This is a genomic window from Bradyrhizobium sp. DN3, from assembly GCF_041357655.1.
In the GTDB taxonomy this organism is placed as follows: Bacteria; Pseudomonadota; Alphaproteobacteria; order Rhizobiales; family Xanthobacteraceae; genus Bradyrhizobium.
Genome location: NZ_JAULLN010000007.1, coordinates 48,734 through 69,306 on the forward strand (window position 1 = coordinate 48,734; position 20,573 = coordinate 69,306).

Genomic DNA, 20,573 nt, shown 5'->3' on the forward strand with positions numbered 1-20,573 from the left:
GGGGGCTGACATGAAACCTTGGAGGGAAGTGGCTGTCCCCCATCAAGATGTTCTTGAGGGGACGTTCCAGCAATCGGAGTTTGCCGCTGACATCACGGCGGTCGCCACCGGCAAGGCCAGCCGAGAATATCAGGACGCCATCGCGTTCTTCGACCGCACCTTTATAACCGAAGGCATGGCGCTGTTACTAACACAGGTCGCGCAGCGCCTTGCCGGCAAAGGCGGCGAGCCGGTAGTGCAACTTCAAACCGCGTTCGGTGGAGGCAAGACACACACGATGCTGGCGGTCTATCATCTGGCCACCCGCAAATGTGCGATCTCTGAACTTGCTGGCATTCCGGCTCTTGTCGATAAGGCTGGGTTGATGGACGTGCCGCAGGCGCGCGTCGCAGTGCTCGACGGCACCGCACACTCGCCCGGCCAGCCATGGAAGCGCGGCAGCCAGCCCGTCAAGACGATCTGGGGCGAACTTGCGTGGCAGCTCGGCGGTGCCGAAGCGTTTGCCCTTGTTACCGACGCCGATGCCACGGGCACGTCGCCTGGCAAGGACGTATTGCGGGCGCTGCTAGAAAAATACGCGCCATGCGTCGTCTTGATCGACGAGCTGGTCGCCTATGTCCGGCAGTTCCCGGAATCGCAGGCAATCAGCGGGGGCAGCTACGACAGCAATCTATCTTTTGTGCAGGCTCTTACCGAAGCGGCCAAGCTAGCGCCGCGCGCCATCGTGCTGGCCTCCCTGCCCGAGTCCGATGTTGAGGCTGGCAGCCAGCGCGGCGTTGCCGCCCTGCGGGCTCTCGAAAAAACCTTTGGCCGCGTGCAGGCACTTTGGAAGCCAGTCGCCACCGAGGAAGGGTTCGAGATCGTGCGGCGGCGGCTGTTCGAGCCGGTGCGCGATGAAAAGGCCCGCGAAGCAATCTGCCGTGCCTTCGCCGACCTCTATGTCGCCGAAGGCGTGAAGCTCCCCACCGAGACGCTGGAGCGGCGCTACTGCGAGCGGCTGTTACAAGCCTATCCCATCCATCCCGAAGTCTTTGACCGGCTATATGAGGACTGGACTACCATCGACGGGTTCCAGCGCACGCGCGGCGTCCTTAAGCTGATGGCTAAGGTGATCTATCGCCTGTGGAAAGACGACAACAAAGACCTTCTCATCATGCCCGGCAGCCTACCGTTGCATGACGGCAGCAGCCGTAACGAACTTACTTACTATCTGCCTGCTGGCTGGGATGCCGTGATCGAGCGCGACATCGACGGCGAGCGCGCCGAAACCACCGCCCTTGAAAGCCGGGAGCCGCGCTTCGGCCAGGTCGGCGCCGCGCGGCGTATCGCGCGCACCATCTTCCTCGGCAGCGCGCCGTCGTCCGTCGTGTCCAAGGCCGCCGTGCGCGGGCTTGACCGCGCACACATCGTTCTTGGTTGCTTGCAGCCAGGACAGACTTCATCTGTTTTCGCCGACGCGCTCAGCCGCCTTGCAGACCGGCTACATTACCTCAACACGTCCGGCGACAAGAGCCAGGACGCAACGCGCTTCTGGTTCGATACCCGCGCCAATCTTCGGCGCGAAATGGAAGACCGCAAACGAAGGTTCGATGACAAGACCGAAGTGCGCGGCCGAATTGCCGAGGCCGTGAAAAAGGCCGTCGGCAGCGTGTCGTTCTTTGATGGCCTGCATATTTTCACGCCCCATGGCGACGTGCCTGACGATAGCGCCTTGCGTCTGGTCGTCCTGCCGCCCGAGGCTTGGTACACCAAGGATGAAACCCGTCCCGCTTTCGATTGCGTTCTCGAGTTCATCGCTAAGAATGGCGCAAAGCCCCGCTATCGCGGCAACCGCCTGATCTTCCTTGTCGCTGATCACGGTGCGCTTGCGAGACTTAACGATGTAACACGAGTCGCACTCGCGTGGGCGTCGATCGTCGATGATGTGAAGGATGGCCGGCTCAACATCGACCTCTTGCAAAAGACTCAGGCCGAAAAAGAACTCAAGAGCGCCGAGGACGTTCTGCCGCGCGCCGTGCGCGAATGTTACAAATGGCTTCTCTGCCCCGTGCAGGATACGCCGACCGATCCCAAGCCCGGAATCGAGCCGTTCGCCCTCAATACGACCGGCGGCGCGGCCGGCGCTGAGATCGAGCGAGTTTGCACCGACAACGAATTGGTGATCATCGCGTGGTCACCTATCCATCTACGCGCGAAGCTCAAAGAACTCTATTGGAAGAATGGGCAGATTACCGCCAATGCTGGCGCTTTCTTTGAAGATACGCTGCGATACCTCTACATGCCACGACTGAGATCGAAGGAGGTTTTGGCGCAAGCGATCCATACCGGCGCGAAGACCACGGATTTCTTCGGCACGGCCTATGGCCACACGGACGACAAGTTTGATGGCTTCGCGCTGGGTGTTGGCAACGTCGTCTTCGATGACACGCTGCTTCTGATCGAGCCGGAGGCCGCGCGCGCTTATGACGAAGCGAACCAAGTGAAATCAAAGCCCGCTGGACCAGGTACTGGCGAGATCCCAGCAATTCCGACCACCGGCCCAGGGTACCCCGTTCCCGGCGCAACACCTGTTGGTGGAGTCTCCGAACCAACTGGAAAGCCGCTTACCCCGGTGGCGGCGAAAGTGAAGTCATTTTTCGGGACTGCCGACGTTCCAGCGGCAACCGCTAAGATGCGGCTGGTGCAGCTTGCCGATGAGATCGTGTCCGTGCTCGCGTCGGATCCCAACGCGCACATTCGCCTCACGGTAGAGGTTTCAGCCGACTTTCCCGACGGAGCGAGTGACAACGTCAAACGAGCTGTTTCCGAAAACGCGCGCAGTCTTGGACTTAAAACAGCGGATTGGGAGTGATCGGGAAGCCTACGGGCATCTGTTTTCTAGAGAAAGCGATAGTCGGTTGTAAGTGATGGCCATCTCCTATTTCACAACAAAAGATTTCGATAGATCTCTAAGCGCAGCGATACAGGCAGGCGGCAGAAGCCAAAAGATCGCAAACAAAGTGAAGGCGATCTTGGGTGGTATTGCCTACGGAGATCCGTTCTCCGGGATTCCTGTCACGAACAATGGCGAGAGTCGAATTCCAAGTTGCGTCAAATACTGGCTTGATGACAGTTGGCGGTTGGTTACCCAGCAGACCAACAATACCTGCTTTTTCTTGTTTGTTGGCGACCATGAGGACGCTGACCGGTGGTTGAATGGCCACAAGGGTCAGTTGTTCGGCATCAAAGATGGTAGAACAATTCTCGTGCCAGGAGTCGGCAGGGACGCTCGTCACATAAGTCAACACAAAGCGGATCATCAATACCAGCCGCTTGCGGAGCGGCTCGGGACCGATGAGATGGATTATGTGCTGGACGGTCTGTCGCGAAGCGTCGCTAGAAAACTTGAAGCTTTAGATGGGCAGAGCACGCCTCAGCAGCTCATTTCGATAGTTGCTCTCATCGAGGATCCAAAGAAAAGAGATTTGGTGCAGGCCGTCTTCGCGTTGTTACTGGAAGGCAATTACGATGGTGCTCAAGCACACATTGACCTCAGCATTGGGCGTATTAAGAGCTTTGAGGATTGGGACCCGTTGGAGAGCATCGAGGTTCTGGACGGCGAAGATGTTCGGCGAATTAGGATTGGATCCGCAGAATACGAGGATTGGCTCCGAACCTTCGAGAAACAGAGCGCTTGGTACGAGTGGTTCCTTTACTTGCATCCTGAGCAAGAGAAGGTCGTCAACAAAGATTATCCCGGTGTTGCTCAGCTCTCCGGCGTCTCCGGTTCTGGTAAGACCTGCGTCTGCGTGCGCCGTGCGCTTCGGCTAGCTCGGTCCTCAGGATCAAATGTTTTGGTACTTACGCTGAATCGAAGTCTGGCCGGTTTGCTTAATTTGCTCATCGATGCCGCTTGCGCCGATGATGAGGTCCGATCGCGAATTCAGGTCAGTTCGTTTTTTGAGTTAGCGCAGAAGCTGTTAGCCAGCTTCGAGCCGCTCAATCAAAAGCTCTATGCGGACGTGACCTGGAAGTTGGGCGAGCATGTGGACGAGGTGTTCCGAGAATATTACAGGTGCTGGACCAACAACAACGATGCAGACGCATTGCTCGCCGTACATAAGACTATTACCGCGCGAGGCGTGTCTGCGGAAACTTATGTTCGGGAAGAATTCGATTGGATTCGAAGTGCGGTGCAGCCGCACAGCCGCCAAGCCTTCCTAACAATGGAACGGAAGGGCCGAAAGTTTCCGATTGCCGAGGAGAGGAGGCAGGATGTGCTGCTAGGGCTCGTCGGCTGGGAGAGGAAAATGCGAGATGTTGGTGTGATTGACTATCTGGGCCTCACTTCAGCCCTGAGCAATCATCTCGCCGAGATCGTTCCCCAATATTCCAGCATCCTTGTCGATGAAGCCCAAGATTTCGGCACCACCGAGCTTGGTATTGTAAGGCGTCTGGTTCCGCCGGGTGAAAATGATATTTTCCTCTGCGGCGACATTGCGCAAACGATCTTGCCGAAACATCGCTTGCTCTCGGAGGCCGGAGTGTCCCTCGTAGCACGAGAGCGCATCCGCCAAAACTATCGAAATTCGAGAGAGATACTGCGCGCAGCGTACGACGTGCTTAAGAATAATCTACATGACGAAATCATCGGTGACGAAGATCTCGAGATCTTAGACCCGAAGTTTGCGAATTTTAGCGGGCCTATTCCGATGGCTCTTGCAGCGAACACTCTAGAGGAGGAGATCGCGTATGCCTACAAGTACGCCGAGACCCGTGTTGGCGACGCCGCGAAATCTGCATGCGTCGCATTTGCTGGCTTCTCGGCACGAGACATTGCCATGTTTGCTGAGAAGTATGGCGTAGATTCTCTGGACGGGACGTACAGTCCAGCCGTAGCTCCAATCGTATTTTGCGATCTTGAGCAAACCAAAGGATACGAGTTCGACACGCTGATCATTGTTCAGTGCTCCGAGGGCGTGCTGCCGCCACGAGACGCTCCGAAAGAAGAGGAGTTCCGAACTTCGTGCAAGCTCTACGTCGCGATGACGAGGGCTAAGAAGGAGCTAATTCTATCATTCCATGGCGCTCTTAGCGCTTGGATTAAAGCCGTGTCGACCACGATCGGCACGGGTTTTTGGGAAGAAGTTGAAATCCTTGAGCCCGGATTAATGCGCGGAATTCCGGATAGGTTGCCTGAGTGTGAGCCTATTAGAGAGGTTGAAGATTTGAGAGCTCTTACGGGGCGAGAGTTCATCTATACTTCGCAGGCCGTCGGTCTGTCCTCCGATGCGCAAGATAAGCTCATTGAGCTAGTGGATGGACGGGGCTTGCGATCGGCGGGTACAGGCGGTCGATTGAAATGGCCGGATATGAAGTCGCTTTTGGATGACTTGCATTCCGGCAGACGAAGCGATCGGGTCGTGGGCCCTTCGATCGCGGAAGAGCTAAGAGGCATAGCTCGCACAATTGAAACAAATACTTTTATTCCTGTGTGAGAAGAATGGCGACGTCGATTAAAGATCTCTCCGAAGCTCAACTCAATCAGCTCGCGGCAAATTACGAGCGATACGATAAAACGGAAGGGGGGCAGTTTACTCTTGCGGAGGTTCGCTTAGAACAGAAGAGACGTACTCCCAGTATCTTCGGGACGCGCGACGTCGCAGGCAAGATCTTGGAGCTCTCAAGAACGTCGGACGATGGGCTCGTCACGTATCTCCAAATATGGGAGGCTTTCCGAAAGGACCCTTGGAAGGCAAACTTCTCGCTTAAGACCGTCGGTAACGCTCTTGAGCGAGTGGCGTACTACTGCCTTGTGAACAATCTGCCCTTCCTCAATATCTTAGTCGTGCAAAAGGGGACTCGGAGCCTGGCTGATAAGGCGGTGCTAAACATTTTCCGGAATTACCGCGAGCTCGGGGTTAATGTTGGCGTTGATCCTCGCGCTTTCGTGCAACGAGAGGTCGAACGATGTCGGGTGTTCCAAAGCCATGAGCTTCCACACGAGCCATAGAGTTCGCCGCGCTATTTTGCTGACTGGGGGAACGGAATGCAAGCTAGGGATCGAGATTTAGAAACATGGTTTAACCGGATACGAAGCGGCCAATTGAGGTTGCCGCGGTTTCAACGGTTTGAGGCATGGGATTACGAGAGCGTTGCATCGATTGTTGACTCCATACTGAGCGGGCTACCGATCGGTTCTACACTTATACTTGAAATCGGCGATAAAGAACCGTTCATCACACGGTCAATCGTCGGCGCGCCTGCCCCTTCCGAACGTTGCACGGAGCATTTGCTCGACGGTCAGCAGCGGCTCACTGCGTTGTGGCGCAGCCTTCATGATCTATACGCGGATGTAACCTTCTTCGTTCAGCTCGATGAGCCGCAACCGTCGGAGGAAGGCCAAGTGCCATCGAGGATAGTGAGAGTTCGTCGCTGGCTTGGTAAGGACGGTCGCAGGTTGCCATTGTGGGCCGACAATGCGGCTGAAGTTTATGCGCGACGTCTTGCCCCTGTATCCTTTCTTCAGCCATCCGACATTTCGGCGCAGAGGCAGGAATGGTGTGATAATGTAGCGAAAGGAGATCTTGGCGTGAGCCGCACTATTGAAAGTGGGCTCCGAGATTTGCAGGAAAGGATAAAGCGGTTCAATCTTCCCATGCTTATCCTCGAGGCCGGGACGAAGCCCGCCACCGCTTTAGACGTCTTTGTGAAGATGAATACCTCAGCTGTCCCGCTCGATCCCTTTGACATCATTGTAGCTCAATTCGAAGCCCGCTCGGGAAAGTCTCTACACAAGCTGGTAACAGACCTGAATGAGAAATGTCCTGCGCTAAGGAGCTATGTCTCCGCCGAGCAGATTTCACTGCAGACCGCGGCCCTGCGCGCCAACAAACTGCCGGGGCACGCCAGTTTCTTCCAGCTCGAACTCGGTAGCCTAGATGATGATTGGACTGAGATCACCGAAGGGGTGAAGTGGGCAGTGCAGGTCCTCGAGGAGGAGGGCGTCCTGGACGAGAAGCGGCTTCCCACGATCACGGTGATGCCGGTGTTAGCTGCGCTCCACAAGTACATACCGAAGAAGCTCGACGAGCATGGAAATGCGAGGGCCGTTATTCGGTCCTATATTTGGAGGTCGTTTGCGACATCGAGGTACGAGAACTCCTCGTCGACCCGCTCTCTTCAGGACTTTCGAGCGCTGCGGGATCATTTCGAGATCGGTGCCGCGAAAGAAGCGGTTCCCGTATTTATCGAGCTTGACTATCCTCTTCCGACTGTGGACGAGCTCATTGACGCGGGTTGGCCAAAGCGAAAGGAAACTCTTGCGCGGGCGATCCTCGCGGTTTCTCTGAAAGCAGGTGCCTCCGACATTGCCGATGGAAATTCAGTCTCGCGCGAGCGGCTTTCAAAGAGAGAGTATCATCACCTGTTTCCTGATGCGCTCTTGCGCGACGATGGACAACTCGCGGAAAAGGAACGAAGCCGCGCGATCAATTGCATTTTGATCACGATGAGCACAAATCGGAACATATCCGCGAAGGAGCCTATCCAATATCTGTCAGAGCGAATCGCGCGTTCAAATCTTGGAGAGTCTGTAATTCGGGATCGGCTCCGTTCGCATGTGGTGCCTTTTGAGGAACTGCATGTGGGAGGATATGCGAAGCTAGCATCTTCCGAAGAGCGGCAAAGAAAGGTCAAGGCTGATTATGAAGCGTTCTTGCGAGCAAGAGCGCATATGATTCGTGCCGCCCTGGATAATCTTGCAGCAGGCCGAAATTGGCCAAACGAGGCCATCGCAACATCTACACATGGGTAGGACTGAGTTTCGCCGTAACACCATAGAAGCGTCTGAACAAACGCAATCTCGTCGTCTTCGCCATCGCGCCAGGTCGGGACCCATATATGAATACACCCGTCGTCAGGCAGGGCAATTGTCGGCGATGGCAGAGAAATCTAATTTCGTGATGGCGCAGCGTTTGCAACAATCCGCCGTTAATCGAAGCTAGCTCCGCTTATTCAGGTCAGGGGTGAATTTAGCATGGCGCGCACGAGCAAGACCGATCCACTCAAAATCGCGGCGGTACGCGCCAGCCCGACACACGGGAGGATCGGCATCACATTCTGCCCCGGTAAGCACGACAATGCGGCCATGACGGGTGCGTGGGCTCGTGATCTTTCCGCCGATCTGGATGTGATAACCGCATGGGGCGCCCGTATGGTGATCACGCTTGTCGAGCAGTACGAACTTGAAGCGCTTCGAGTTCAAAATCTTGGCTCGGAGGTCCAGTGTCGGGGCTTAGAGTGGCGACATTTGCCCATTGCCGACTACTCAGTCCCGACGCCGAGCTTCGAAAAGGACTGGGAAAGGCAGGGCAAAGAAATCCGGGCGATCTTGCGGGCTGGCGGCGATATAGTTGTGCATTGCAAAGGTGGACTGGGGCGCGCCGGCATGATTGCAGCCCGGCTCTTGGTCGAGCTCGGGATGGCGCCCGAACAGGCCATTAGGGAAGTGAGACGTGCGCGCAAAGGTGCAATCGAAACGTTAGCCCAAGAGACCCTGGTAAGGCGAACGGTAGCTATTCCCTAAGGTTACTGCATGCGGAGGCAAAAATGGATTGGTTTGAGCGCTTGACCGGATTTCGTGAAACTACGTATGACGACACGCGATCCAAGCTATCCGTCGATGGACGTCAGCTGCATTCTCTGGTCAACGGAAAGCGTTACGGCGTTGGACGACTTGAGCTGGTGTCGGTAGCGGATCTTCGCGCAACCGCAATTTCGGCAAATGCTGCGCGTGGAAAACTCAAGGTGCAGATTGTTACCGGGGACGTCAGGCCCATGCACCGGGAGCAGGCCAACGCCGGTGCGCTTTTCCAGGTGGCTTCCCAGTTCAACCTCTTAGAAATGGTCTCTCCCGACATCACCCCAGAACGGGGCGTCACACGGTATCAGAGCGATCCAACCCAGGGGCCGGCCTGTGCGATTGCTGCCGGGGCGGCTACCATTTATCGAAACTACTTTGTCCCAATTGGCGATAAGCACGGCCAAACGGCCACCCGTCAACTTGACGGCCTTTCGGACATTGGGACCGCCTTGGCGACGGTTCTGCGCGAACCCGTTTCCGCGCTTTGGCAGATGAAGAACGGTTATGCCTTATGTACTCGAGGCGGGTTGCAGGCGATAACAGCTCACTTGGGAGAGCTGGATGAGAGCGAAATTGATGCGCTCCGGGCAAAACTTCGCATCGGCCTTCACAGCGACGTCGAGGTTACCGAGGTTCTGGGCGCCCAACCGGGACCACTACTGTCTCAAGCATTCTGCTCTGCCCTTCCTGTGGGATACAGTAGCATTCCTAGGCCGGCCTGGGAGCCGTTCGCAAGGCTGATACTTGAGGCGGCCTATGAGGCAACACTGCTCTGTGGAGTCCTCAACCTTGCGCGCGGCGGATCAAACAAGGTGCTGCTCACGTCACTTGGCGGTGGAGCGTTTGGAAACGACGAGCGATGGATTCACGATGCCATTGTGAGGGCCTTAGAGATTTTCAAGGATGTCGCCCTCGACGTCCGGCTGGTAAGTTTTGGAGAACCTTCGCAAACTTTTCGGGCAATCGCGCGCGAGTTTGAGACAGCGTAACGTTTACTTGGCTCTGATCAGGTCCCAAGTGGGATGTGTTCGGTGGGCCCAGGGCGGCAGCCAATAGCTGAAGTTTGGCGGCTCTTAGCCATCCCCAAGGACGCACGGAGCTCATGAATTGCCGGTGGCGTTCGTGAGCAATCCCACAGCACTCGCGTCCACTGTTAGTGTCCGTGGAAACTTGGGGGAACTCTGCTGCCAACATAGGTCCATACAACCACAGAGCGTCATTGCGGGGAGGCGTGAAGTCTCAGCCTGGTGAGCCAGCGCCGCCCGAACATTACATCCTGCTGTCCGCGCGCAGAGAGGCCGAGATGGCAAGGAAGCTTTAAAATTGGCTAATGCAAAGGAGAGAAAGGAATTGACGAATCGGCTCTCGAGCATTGAGCAGGCTGGCATGATCGAATTTGAGCGGGAATTCGAGTGACGGGTGCGTCTATATCCTGAAGACCTTCGGAAGGCGCTGGTCAGAAAGGATGGATCAGTCGTGTTGCGATCGATCAGCCGCGAAGAGTCCGAGATGCTCGACTTATTCTTCTGCCATTCCGGCCTTCCCTAGATCGAGACCTTGTCAGCCGTCGAAATGCTCGCCTTGGCGGACCGCGCGCGAGGCCAACGATCAGCCAAGATCAGCATTTTGCGACGATGAAGAGTGTTTTGACTTTGGCAAGCAAGCTTTCCGAGCAACCCCCGCTATCTGGCATGGGCTGGATCAGCGCGTTTCTGCAGCACAGTAGTCCATACCGAAGTACGCCTCCGATGGGGGCCGTCTTGCGTGAGGGGTGGTAATTCGCGAAGCGTGTGACCTTAAGTCTAGCTTTAAGGTCATCAGGCGATGCGGGTCGAGGTTTTGGGCGGGCTGGAGCGGCGGCGTCGTTGGTCGCAGGACGACAAGGCACGGATTGTCGAGGAGACGCTGGCACCGGGCGCGAAGGTAACTGAGGTTGCGCGGCGCAACGGAGTAGCGGCCAGCCTGGTGTTTACCTGGCGTCGACAAGCACGGACATCGGGACAAGTTGCACCATCTTTTACGCCGGTGCAGATCGCCGCCGTAGCGGCCTCGACTGAAGAAACTGCGAAGCTTTTGCCTACGGTTGATGGCCGAGTTCGCTCGGCGGCAGCCGCACGTACTGGATTGATAGAGATCGATCTCGGCAACCGACGGTGCATCCGGGTGGATGCGCACGTCGATCCGGAGGCGCTGGCGCGGGTCCTCGATGTGCTTGGACGCCGATGATTGCTGTGCCAGGGAATGTGCGAGTGTGGCTGGCGACAGGCTACACGGATATGCGCAGAGGCTTTCCGTCGCTGGCCCTCCAAGTGCAGGAGGTGCTGCACAAAGAACCGCTCAGCGGTCATTTGTTTGTCTTCCGCGGTCGCCGCAGCGATCTTGTGAAGGTGATCTGGCACGATGGTCAGGGAGCCTGCTTGTTCACAAAAAAACTCGAGAGAGGAAAGTTTATCTGGCCATCGGTTGCCGGTGAAGCGGTAACGATTTCGCTGGCGCAGTTGAGCTACCTGTTGTCCGGGATCGATTGGCGCAATCCGCAAGAAACCCAGCGTCCGACGCGGGTCGGATAATCGTTTTGGGTTTGAATCTGATGCTCGATCTGATTCAATGGCATCATGACATCGAAGCCGAACGATCTTCCGTCGGATCTCGCGAGAGCCTACCTTGCTCTGCTGGCCGAGCGCGAGGCGTTGCAGGCTGAACGCGATGTGGCAGTCGCGGATGCCGCCAACGCGCGGGCGGAGCTGTCAGACAGCGAGGTGCTGATCGCTCATCTTGAGCTGCGGATCGAGAAGCTTAAACGCGAACTGCACGGGCAGCGCTCCGAGCGCACGGCGCGGTTACTCGAGCAGTTGGAATTGGAGCTCGAAGAACTCGCCACAACGGCGACCGAGAATGAGCTTGCCGCGCAGGCCGCAGCAGCGAAGACGCAGAACGTTCGCCCCTTCATGCGCAAGCGGCCGGTTCGCCAGCCTTGGCCGGACGACATCGAACACGAGCGCGTCGTCATTGAGGCTCCAACGAGCTGCGCCTGCTGCGGTGGATCTCGGCTGGCGAAGGTCGGAGAGGATGTGACCAAGACGCTGGAGGAGATCCCGCGTCGCTTCAAGGTGATCGAGACGGTACGCGAGAAGTTCACCTGCCGCGATTGCGAGAAGATCAGCCAGCCGCCGGCACCGTTCCATGCCACGCCGCGCGGCTTCATCGGTCCGCAATTGCTGGCGACAATGCTGTTCGACAAGTTCGGCATGCATATCCCGCTCAATCGCCAGAGCGTGCGCTTCAAGGCTGAGCGGATCGACCTGCCGCTGTCGACGCTGGCCGACCAGGTCGGCCGCGGAACGTTCGCCGTCATGCCGCTGTTCCAGCTGATCGAGCATCATGTACTCGCGGCCGAGCGCCTTCATGGCGACGACACCACCATCCGCATCCTGGCGAAGGGCAAGTGCACGACCGGCCGGATCTGGACCTATGTGCGAGATGACCGGCCGTTCGCCGGGCCTGCGCCGCCGGCGGCGGTCTATTATGCCTCGGGCAACCGACGGGGCGAACATCCTCAGAAGCATCTGGCCGCCTTCGCCGGCATTCTGCAGGCGGATTGCTATGGCGGCTTCGAGCCGTTGTTCGACCCAAAAAGGAAAGCAATGCCGATCACGCCGGCATTTTGCCTGGCCCATGCGCGGCGGGGATTCTTCGAGCTGGCTGACATCGAGAAAGCCGCCCGGGAAGGCCGCAAGGGCAAACCGGTCTCCCCGATCGCGCTGGAGGCGGTCAGGCGTCTGGATGCGCTGTTCGAGATCGAGCGCGCCATCAACGGCCGTAGTGCCGACGAGCGGCGTGCCGTGCGCCAGGAGCGGAGCAAGCCGCTCTTCGACGACATGCATGACTGGCTGCTCCGTGAGCGAGAAAGCCTCTCGCGCTCCGCCGAGGTCCTGAAGCCCATGAACTACATGCTCAAGCGCTGGGACGACTTCGTCCGCTTCCTCGACGATGGCCGGATCTGCTTGACCAACAATTGCGCTGAGCGTGCATTGAGAGGCATTGCCTTGGGAAGGCGCAACTGGACCTTCGCTGGTAGCCAACGTGGCGCCGACCGTGCCGCGATCATGCTGACGATGATCACGACTTGCCGCCTCAACGACGTCGATCCAAAGGCCTGGCTCGCCGATGTCCTCGCCCGGATCGCAGATCTTCCCGCGTCGCGGCTGCGCGAACTGCTGCCCTGGGAATGGAAGCTCCTGCACCAAGCCGGCAAGTCCGCCGATCAGCAAGCCGCCTGACCTTCACGCAACGCCATCATAGAACTCGCCGCGCTCGCGCATGTGTCAATCAGGCGGCCTTCGTCGTATGCGTACATACCGAAAACCCAACGTTTCCTTCCTTCGGAAGACCTTGATTTTTCAGAGGACCGGCCTGGACGAACGATCCATACGGAAAACACTTGATTTCAGTATGGAGCGCGGCGTGAAACTTGGTCGGCGCCCAGTCAAGGCTTCCGTTGAAGCGCGCAAACGCGACCTCCGGGCCGAAGGGATGGAAATCCTCAAGATAGGCCGGACGCTCGAGATCGGCGCCTCGGTTGTGCAACGGGTGTTGGCCCAGGCTGAGCTGTAAGCTCGAGGAGGGGCAACAGCGTGGCCCCTTAACCAAGGCGTTGCGACGCAGGGGCGCAAGCGACAAGCAACGTATTGCTGCCGCGTGCGATTCTTACCCACCCACATCAACGCACGACACGTGTTTCGCTATCAAGCTCCCGCAGCGCGCAGAGACTGTTGACCAGCCGCATGTCCTCGACAGTATTGCAGGCCACCTCAAGCAATCGTGGGCTCGCAAATATCAACGAGAGAGCCTGCGCCCGTGAGATTGCGACGTTAATGCGGTTGATGCTGAAGAGAAAGTCTACGCCTCGTGGGATTTCGTCGCCTGACGATGTGGTCATCGAGATCAGGCAGACCGGAGCCTCCTGGCCCTGAAATTTATCAATCGTTCCGACCCGCGCACCCGATGGCAGGGCCGCCTTGAGCGCGTTAACCTGAAGATTATAGGGAGCGACGATCAGAACATCATCGAGGCTTAATCTGCTCTCGTGTCCAGCACGGTCGCGAAACTTACATGCCAGCAGGCGCTGCAGTTCAATTCGAATCGCCGCGATTTCCTCGTGCGAGCTCTGCGTGTTTCCCGCGTGCGGCACCTCGATCAGACGGGCTCCCGTACGCAGGGGATAAGTCTCGCCGATGATGCACTGCTGGGCAGCTCCCTCATCGCTATTCAACCGCCCTTCGTAGACGAAATCCGAAATGATGCGGCAAATGTCCGGGTGCATCCGGCGTGACGTCGGCAGAAAAATCCCGCGATCCACCGGAACCGTATTATGACCGGAGAGGAGATATTCAAGCGCCGACTGGCCACTCTCCCCGGGATGCGCACCTTGGATCGGCTGCGACAGCTGCATCGGATCACCGACCAGCACGACGTTCTTCGCACAAGTCGCCATCGCCACGGTGTTTGCGATCGAGACCTGTCCGGCCTCGTCTACAAACAGGTAGTCGAAGCTTGCCTCAAAATCGACTCGAGAAAAGAGCCAAGCCGTGCCGCCCACGACCGACGCTGACAATAGCCGCGCATCCTCATTTCTTTCTGTTTGGTGGATCAGGTCACCGTACCTGGCGTCGAAATCGCCGCCGCCCTTTTTGGCCATGCTGACCGTCGTACCGGTCTCGGCTGCGCGATCGAGAACTGCGTAGAGGAGATTGTCGATCGCATTGTGGCTGTGCGATGCGACGGCGATGCGCTTGCCGCGGCGCACGAGTTCGAGGATCGCGCATGAACTGACATAGGTCTTGCCCGTTCCTGGGGGGCCCTGGATTGGCAGCACGCTGCAATCCAGCTCCGCGACCGCCGAAACGACCTCCGACACAAACATCTTGCCGGCATCTACGACAGCTTTTAGACGGCGCGCGTTCGTAAACCGGGGCGAGGATCGGGTGATGAAGTCGCGTATGGCCGGGTAGCGCCCATTGCCGCGAATGAAAGAGTCAACCCCGCGTTCGATTGCGCCCTCGATCGCATCCGTGTCGAGGGGACGTCCCGGCAGCAGTGAGATGAATTTCGGCGCCTCGCGGAAGCGCGATTGAGAGAACCGAACCGTCGCGGTGCGGCGGGCGTAATTGAGGTTGATCAGATTCACTGAGACCGGCAGCCCATCCACCTCGATGTGGCAATCGCCCGGCTTGAGCTTGCTCTCCTGATCGGGAAAGTCATAGGTGCGCTCCCAGGAACGGCCCGCGTCGATGGTCCGCGTTTTGGCAACCAGTCCGCCCAGGCATTCCGCGTCCTCGATCAGATCGTCGAGCTCTTTGCTCATCTTGTCGAAGATGGCCCACCAGGCTGGCTTCTTTTCACGGGTGTGGAAGCAGCTGAGATCGAACAGCAGATCGGCGATACCCTCCCCATATCGATCGTGAACGGGGACGAGCTTCTTTCGCAGTGCCGCGACCGCTGCTTCATCGTCATGGACGGAGTTGCGTCTGCCGTCGCCTTTGCCGTTTGGCCCGCCCAGGGGGGCCCATTGCATGTCTGCGGGCCTCACACTGGACACGAGCCAGTCGCGCAGCTTCTGCGTCGAGATGCAATCGTCCCTATTGTAGTCGCGAATCTCGCGCAGGATTTTCGGATCCCGGCTGTCGCGCCAGTTCTCATAGGCGACAACGCTTGCGCCGGCCGTCTTCACCTCGCCGGACCGCGCCTCCATGTAAAAGACTTCGAGGTTTTTCAGTGAATAGGCGGGCTCCGAGGCAATGAGACTGCCCGAGACGACGGTGTAGAGATCGACGAAACGATGGTCCCGCAGCATCTGATCAAGCAGAGCCTCACCGACGCCGTGACTGCAAGTCAAGCGGCGGAGCGCCGAAATCTCATACGCGGCATAGTGGTAGATGTGGGCGCCGGGGTACTCCTCGAGCCTGTCGGCGAAGAACGTCATCAGTTTCCTTAGAGATTCGCCCTCGGCCGCCCGATCATGGGCCCAAAAATCTCTAAAGACGCCGTTGCCACCATCCTGAAACCACAGGCCATGCAGATATTCGAGGCCGCCTTCGAAATAAGGATCGCCCTCGATGTCATAGAAGACATCGCCCGGATCGGGTTTCGGCAACAGCGCGAGGCCGCGATTGGGGTCGAACGGTTTCAGCTCGAAAGACGGGGGCCCGCCTGCCCGCCGCAGGGTCTGCAGCCGCGCCTGGGCGGCGAGCTTCTGCAGGGTCGCTTCGGCAAGCTTGGGAATGCGCTGACTGAGTTGCCCGAGCTGGGTCATCGTGGTGACGCCAGAGGCGAGCAGCTTGCCGCGCTGGCTGCGGCTGATCCCGGCCACCAATGAGAGGCTGTCGGTCTCATTCCAGAATTTCTCGCAAGTATCGCGCCAGCGGCAGAGCCCGCACATTTTGACGGGATCCGGCGTCGTTGTCGGAGGCGCGACCACGAATTGCTCGAGCCGCTGCCGCGCATAACGTGAATATGCGGCGTACTCGTTCAGACGGAATGAAAAGCGCTTCCCGTTGCCGAGTTCGACATGCGCATGTTCGGGCTCGAGGTGCTGAATTTCGGACAGAAGATCGGAATAGAGCACGAGCTGCAGGATGTGCTTGGGATCCGGCTTGCGCTTAAGCTTAGTATCAACCACTTCGTACGAGAACGAGCCAAGGGCAGAAGGCCGCTCAACACGGATCAGAAAATCCGACCAGCCGCCCCACGGGAGGCTGAGCAGAGCACCCTGGAAGACAACGTCTGGGCCAGTCGCCAGAGCCTCGCGCGTTTTATTCGCCGCGGTCGCAAGGTCGCTGTCGCGGTTGAGCTCAAGAACCTTCTGGCCATCGGCCTTCAGGGCCGAGAGGTAGCGGAGCTCGTGATCGTCCCCGTATTTTTGAAGAAGCTGGGCGTCTTCACTGTCCTCGGTGGGGACCAGATCCTCGCCCCGGGCAAACCGCAAATCCAGCGCTGTCGCATGTTTGCAAGACATGAAACGCATCAGATCGGACGCCGATAGAAGGACCTGCTGCCCCTGAACTCGCATAACTCCCCCGTGTGTAAGACTACCGTAACGGGTATGGATGACAATAGCTGTCACCCCGGCGGTTGGCAGTCATGTCTTTCGAAAAAACTCAACAATTTCTCGATCTTACGACCTACGTCATGGCGCATCGTGCGGGCGTGACGCTCGCGGATGTCGAGGAGCGTTTCGAGATCTCGCGGCGTACCGCCCAGCGCATGATGCAGGCGCTGGAAGCGCAGTTTCCGGACACCGCGTCAGGCTACGACGAGCAGGGACTCAAGCGCTGGCGGCTTCAGACCAGCGCGGTACGGGACCTGCTGACTTTGTCGCCCGAAGAACTTGCGGCACTGGATCTGGCGATCGAGACCCTTCAGCGCACGGCGTCCGGCCTCGAGGCTGCCGAGCTGCGGCGTCTGAAGGAAAAAATCCTCGCGCTTGTGCCGCGCAGCAAAATGGCGAGGGTTGAGACCGATCATGAGGTGCTGCTGGAGGCTCAGGGCCTTGCCTCCCGGCCGGGTCCGGCTGCCAGGATCAGACCGGAAATCGCCGCTGTCATCTCGAATGCCATCAAATCCTCGCGGCGGCTCAGGATCACGTATCATTCCCGAGGGGCCGCGGAGCCGAGCATGCGTGTGGTTGAGCCCTATGGTGTTCTGATCGGAATCCGGCGCTATCTGGTTGCAAGGGCGAAAGACGATCCCGGTGGTCCGCTCCGACACTTTGTGGCGGAGCGCATCCAGTCGGGTGAGCTGACGGGCGAGAGCTTCGTTCGCGATCCAGGCTTCGACCTGCACGAACACGCGCGAAAGGCTTTTGGTGCATTCCACAATGATACGGAATTTGGCGAGGTAGTCTGGCGTTTCACGCCCTCCGCAGCCGATCATGCGCGTGCCTTCGCTTTCCACCCCAGCCAGGTGTTCGAAAACCAACCCGATGGCTCGCTCATTGTGCGCTTCTGGGCCTCCGGTCATCTCGAAATGTGCTGGCACCTATATATGTGGGGTGACCAAGTCGAGGTGCTGGCACCGGAAGCGCTGAGGAAGATGGTGCTTCTCTACAGGCGCTCCGACTTCCCGGCTCTTCCATAAGACATGCCAGAATCTGTCACCGGGCGAGTGCATGCTGGAGATAGCGAAACAGCCGCTGGATCATTTCATGCAACGCTTTGCCAGACGTACCGTTCTTGCGGCAGCATGCCTCCTTGGCGCAGGGCCGGGCATTGCCAGCCCGGTTGTTGCGAGGCACCGCAAACTGCGCGTCACGCAATCGGGTCTCGCCGAAGCAATCGACCTGCATTTCCGGTGGCTCACGAACGAGACAGAAGGCGCCCGAGCCGTCTTCGCGAACTGCGACCTCTCGGGACTCGATTTTCTCTCGGACCAGCCGGGCACTGTGGATCTGCGAGGCGCCGATTTCACGGGCGCGGATCTTTCCGGCATCAGGGGCAATGAATTGAGTTTCCACCACGCCTCGCTCCAGGGTGCACGGATGACATCGTCCTTTCTTTCTGCCCCGGTCTTTAGCGGTGCAACCTTGCGTCGGGCTCTGTGCAATCACGTGGTCTGGGGCTGGCCAGCCGCAAGGCAGACCGGAGACGTTTCTGCCGACGACTTTTCGCCCGCCGCCACTTTCATCAACACGGATCTCGATCTCGCTGATTTCAAGCAGGCGCGGGTGAGAGGGTATTTCTGTGGCGCCCAGTTCACGCATGCGTCGCTGGTAGATGCGGACCTTTCCTGCTCGCGCTTCGATGGCGACGCCGTCTACTGTCCGAACTCTTTCGCGGGATCACGGCTGATACGAACGAAGTTCGGGAACACAACCGTCAACGCGACGCGATTCCGTTTTGCATTTGATCGCGCCGACTTCTCCGGGGCCACTATTGGCCCCGACTGCACATGGCCTGGTACGCCGGCAGGTACGATAGGTCTGCAGAAGTCGCGGGATGATGTTTAAGACCAACATACATGGTGCGGCGAAACGATTCGGCGTGTGAGCCCTCTGTGGGCTGAGTAGCTCTAAGAAACTGGACGATCTAATCGTGTTAGAGGAGGATAGTGAATGCTTGAATTGATTATTGCCAAAAACGAGAAAGCGCGCCTTCAGAAGACGTTGTCAAGCATCGTGCGGAGCGCATCGCCTTCGGTAGGCGTCCAAACCGTGGGATTCCCAGGCGGCAATGACGATCTAGAACTCTTTACGAAGGGGGATGGCCATCTTTGGTACGGTGAAAGAACACTGACGTTAAAGGACGCAAAAATTCCAAGATATTGGAACGCGCTTGGGATCTACGACGAATCTCGTTCCGCTCAAACTCCCACTGTCGAGCTAAACATCGCTGTCGACGACAACAGTGGGAGAGTGTCCGGCTTTTTCGCGCGTGATCCGGCTACCAAGAAGATCTACCTAATGCACACCGGCAAGGTTGGTGGCGGAGCCAAGGGAGTGGGCAAAACCGCCTTCCTGGCCTGGAGCCGCAGTCCGGTTGTTCCTGTCTTGGATGTATCCGGCGGTACCCAGCGTTCAGGAATTGTGATTGGTTCTCTCGATCGCGAAACATTCGTCGGGAGAGTTGAACGATTCGTAAAAAGAGTCGCCTTGTTCAAAGAATTCGTGAAACAGGGGCATCATGAAGATCCGAAGTTTCGCGAACTTGTCGAGGAGCTTCAAAACTTCAGCCCCGAGTTCGCCGGCTTGAAAATGGGTTACCTCGACGGCACCGTTGAATACCTGAGCTATCATGGCGATGTGATCGACGAACTGTACCGCAAGCGCAGCAAATTGAAAACGCCGGGCGAGGTCATCTACAATACCAATCTAATCGATCTCGCTGTTCGAGACAGCGGGGTGCTGACCGAAGTTTACGAAGCTAAGACGTCAGTTGACCGACAGGTTCTCTATACCGCCATCGGACAGCTCATTGTTCACTCGGCAGAACAACCGAAGCCGCGCAAATTCTTGGTAATTCCGAAAGACCGAGTGCTTCCAAATGACATTCACGCTGCAATGAAAGAGCATGACATCGAATTGTTAAGATTCGCCGTGATGACCGATGGTTCTGGAGTCAAAGTCGACGTTTAAACTGGACATCAGCGCGCTTACGGCAGCTAAGGCCTGGGGCATCGTTGAAGGTGTAAGGAGCAGATACGACAATCTGTCTGGGAATTAGAGCTATTTGACAAATCATTCATTATGCATTCACCCAAGGATTGTGGAGATCATCTTGAAAGGCCTTTCTCGACGCAGCCTTATCGGAGGAGTGGGCATCTGCTCGGTCTTGCCGCTGATCTGTGGACGAGACGCTGGGACGAGCGACGCAATCCAGCACTCGCCGATCATTCTCGATGATGAGCTTCGGCATGGCTGTCTTTTTGCAACGACGAGCGGACAATGCTTTCCGGACGACCAGGCCGTATCCGTCGATCTTTGGAGTTTTAGGGTCAGCGAGATCGACAGCAGCAGCCTCCCTGCGTCAGTCGGACGGACAGTGATCTGGGACGATGTATTCTCTCTCCGAACTTTGACACGAAGCGTCGGAGCCACGCTTAGTGCCGTAACGGAATGGTATGGATTCGACCCCTGCGTCGGACAGTGTTCGTTTCACCTTGATGGCCACGGTCACATAGGTTCTCACGTGCGGGCAATCAATTCTCAGAGGAAGGCATCCGCATCTCTGGCGCTCATTGATATGAGCTCCTGTGGGCTTAGCCGGATTGATTGGCCTGACATCTTGCCGCACGTCCGGGACTCCTACGACGTCGTTGTCGGATTTAAGCATTGGTCCGGTTGCGGGCCGGTGTTGTGCGAAACGGTTGCTGGAAATCCGAGAATCAGAAAGGCGCTGGCTTACTGTGATAAATTCTTTTGGACCGACGACAAGATGCTCGGGCTAGATGAGCAGGC

13 protein-coding genes are annotated in these 20,573 nt (G+C 57.7%); 12 read left to right on the forward strand and 1 reads right to left on the reverse strand.

The annotated features are described in order from the left end of the window. Nucleotides 1-10: 10 nt before the first annotated feature. The 9 genes from AAE027_RS12415 (at nucleotide 11) to AAE027_RS12455 (ending at nucleotide 13,237) form a co-directional block, all read left to right on the forward strand. Nucleotides 11-2,851 carry an ATP-binding protein gene (locus AAE027_RS12415; protein ID WP_370988293.1) on the forward strand — a complete coding sequence of 947 codons (2,841 nt, stop codon included), beginning with the start codon at nucleotides 11-13 and terminating at the stop codon, nucleotides 2,849-2,851. Nucleotides 2,852-2,906: 55 nt separating this feature from the next. Further along, a complete protein-coding gene (locus tag AAE027_RS12420; protein WP_370988294.1) occupies nucleotides 2,907-5,477 on the forward strand; it encodes a 3'-5' exonuclease in 2,571 nt (856 codons plus the stop codon). A 551-nt stretch (nucleotides 5,478-6,028) separates the two neighbouring features. After that, on the forward strand, nucleotides 6,029-7,795 hold the full coding sequence (locus tag AAE027_RS12425; RefSeq protein WP_370988295.1) for a GmrSD restriction endonuclease domain-containing protein: 1,767 nt from the start codon (nucleotides 6,029-6,031) through the stop codon (nucleotides 7,793-7,795). A 222-nt stretch (nucleotides 7,796-8,017) separates the two neighbouring features. Next, on the forward strand, nucleotides 8,018-8,566 hold the full coding sequence (locus AAE027_RS12430; RefSeq protein WP_370988296.1) for a cyclin-dependent kinase inhibitor 3 family protein: 549 nt from the start codon (nucleotides 8,018-8,020) through the stop codon (nucleotides 8,564-8,566). Nucleotides 8,567-8,589: 23 nt separating this feature from the next. Further along, complete coding sequence (locus tag AAE027_RS12435; RefSeq protein WP_370988297.1) at nucleotides 8,590-9,612, forward strand: hypothetical protein; 1,023 nt, start codon at nucleotides 8,590-8,592, stop codon at nucleotides 9,610-9,612. An 835-nt stretch (nucleotides 9,613-10,447) separates the two neighbouring features. Beyond that, nucleotides 10,448-10,849, forward strand: coding sequence for an IS66-like element accessory protein TnpA (tnpA, locus tag AAE027_RS12440; RefSeq protein WP_370988298.1), 402 nt, complete (start codon nucleotides 10,448-10,450; stop codon nucleotides 10,847-10,849). Nucleotides 10,850-10,872: 23 nt separating this feature from the next. After that, nucleotides 10,873-11,193, forward strand: a complete 321-nt coding sequence (gene tnpB / locus AAE027_RS12445; protein ID WP_425304745.1) for an IS66 family insertion sequence element accessory protein TnpB — start codon at nucleotides 10,873-10,875, stop codon at nucleotides 11,191-11,193. A gap of 45 nt (nucleotides 11,194-11,238) precedes the next feature. Further along, on the forward strand, nucleotides 11,239-12,903 hold the full coding sequence (gene tnpC, locus AAE027_RS12450) for an IS66 family transposase (RefSeq protein WP_370988299.1): 1,665 nt from the start codon (nucleotides 11,239-11,241) through the stop codon (nucleotides 12,901-12,903). A gap of 172 nt (nucleotides 12,904-13,075) precedes the next feature. Then, nucleotides 13,076-13,237 (forward strand): hypothetical protein, encoded by a 162-nt coding sequence (locus AAE027_RS12455; RefSeq protein ID WP_370988300.1) that lies wholly within the window; start codon nucleotides 13,076-13,078, stop codon nucleotides 13,235-13,237. A gap of 106 nt (nucleotides 13,238-13,343) precedes the next feature. Here the strand turns inward: AAE027_RS12455 and AAE027_RS12460 are convergent, their stop codons facing one another. Further along, nucleotides 13,344-16,691 carry a TM0106 family RecB-like putative nuclease gene (locus AAE027_RS12460; RefSeq protein ID WP_370988301.1) on the reverse strand — a complete coding sequence of 1,116 codons (3,348 nt, stop codon included), beginning with the start codon at nucleotides 16,689-16,691 and terminating at the stop codon, nucleotides 13,344-13,346. Nucleotides 16,692-16,762: 71 nt separating this feature from the next. On the opposite strand from AAE027_RS12460, the gene AAE027_RS12465 reads away from it, so the two are divergent. The 3 genes from AAE027_RS12465 (at nucleotide 16,763) to AAE027_RS12475 (ending at nucleotide 19,751) form a co-directional block, all read left to right on the forward strand. Next, nucleotides 16,763-17,758, forward strand: a complete 996-nt coding sequence (locus tag AAE027_RS12465) for a helix-turn-helix transcriptional regulator (protein ID WP_370988478.1) — start codon at nucleotides 16,763-16,765, stop codon at nucleotides 17,756-17,758. A gap of 31 nt (nucleotides 17,759-17,789) precedes the next feature. Continuing rightward, complete coding sequence (locus tag AAE027_RS12470) at nucleotides 17,790-18,626, forward strand: pentapeptide repeat-containing protein (RefSeq protein ID WP_370988302.1); 837 nt, start codon at nucleotides 17,790-17,792, stop codon at nucleotides 18,624-18,626. A 105-nt stretch (nucleotides 18,627-18,731) separates the two neighbouring features. Next, on the forward strand, nucleotides 18,732-19,751 hold the full coding sequence (locus AAE027_RS12475; RefSeq protein WP_370988303.1) for a hypothetical protein: 1,020 nt from the start codon (nucleotides 18,732-18,734) through the stop codon (nucleotides 19,749-19,751). The last annotated feature ends 822 nt before the right edge of the window (nucleotides 19,752-20,573 follow it).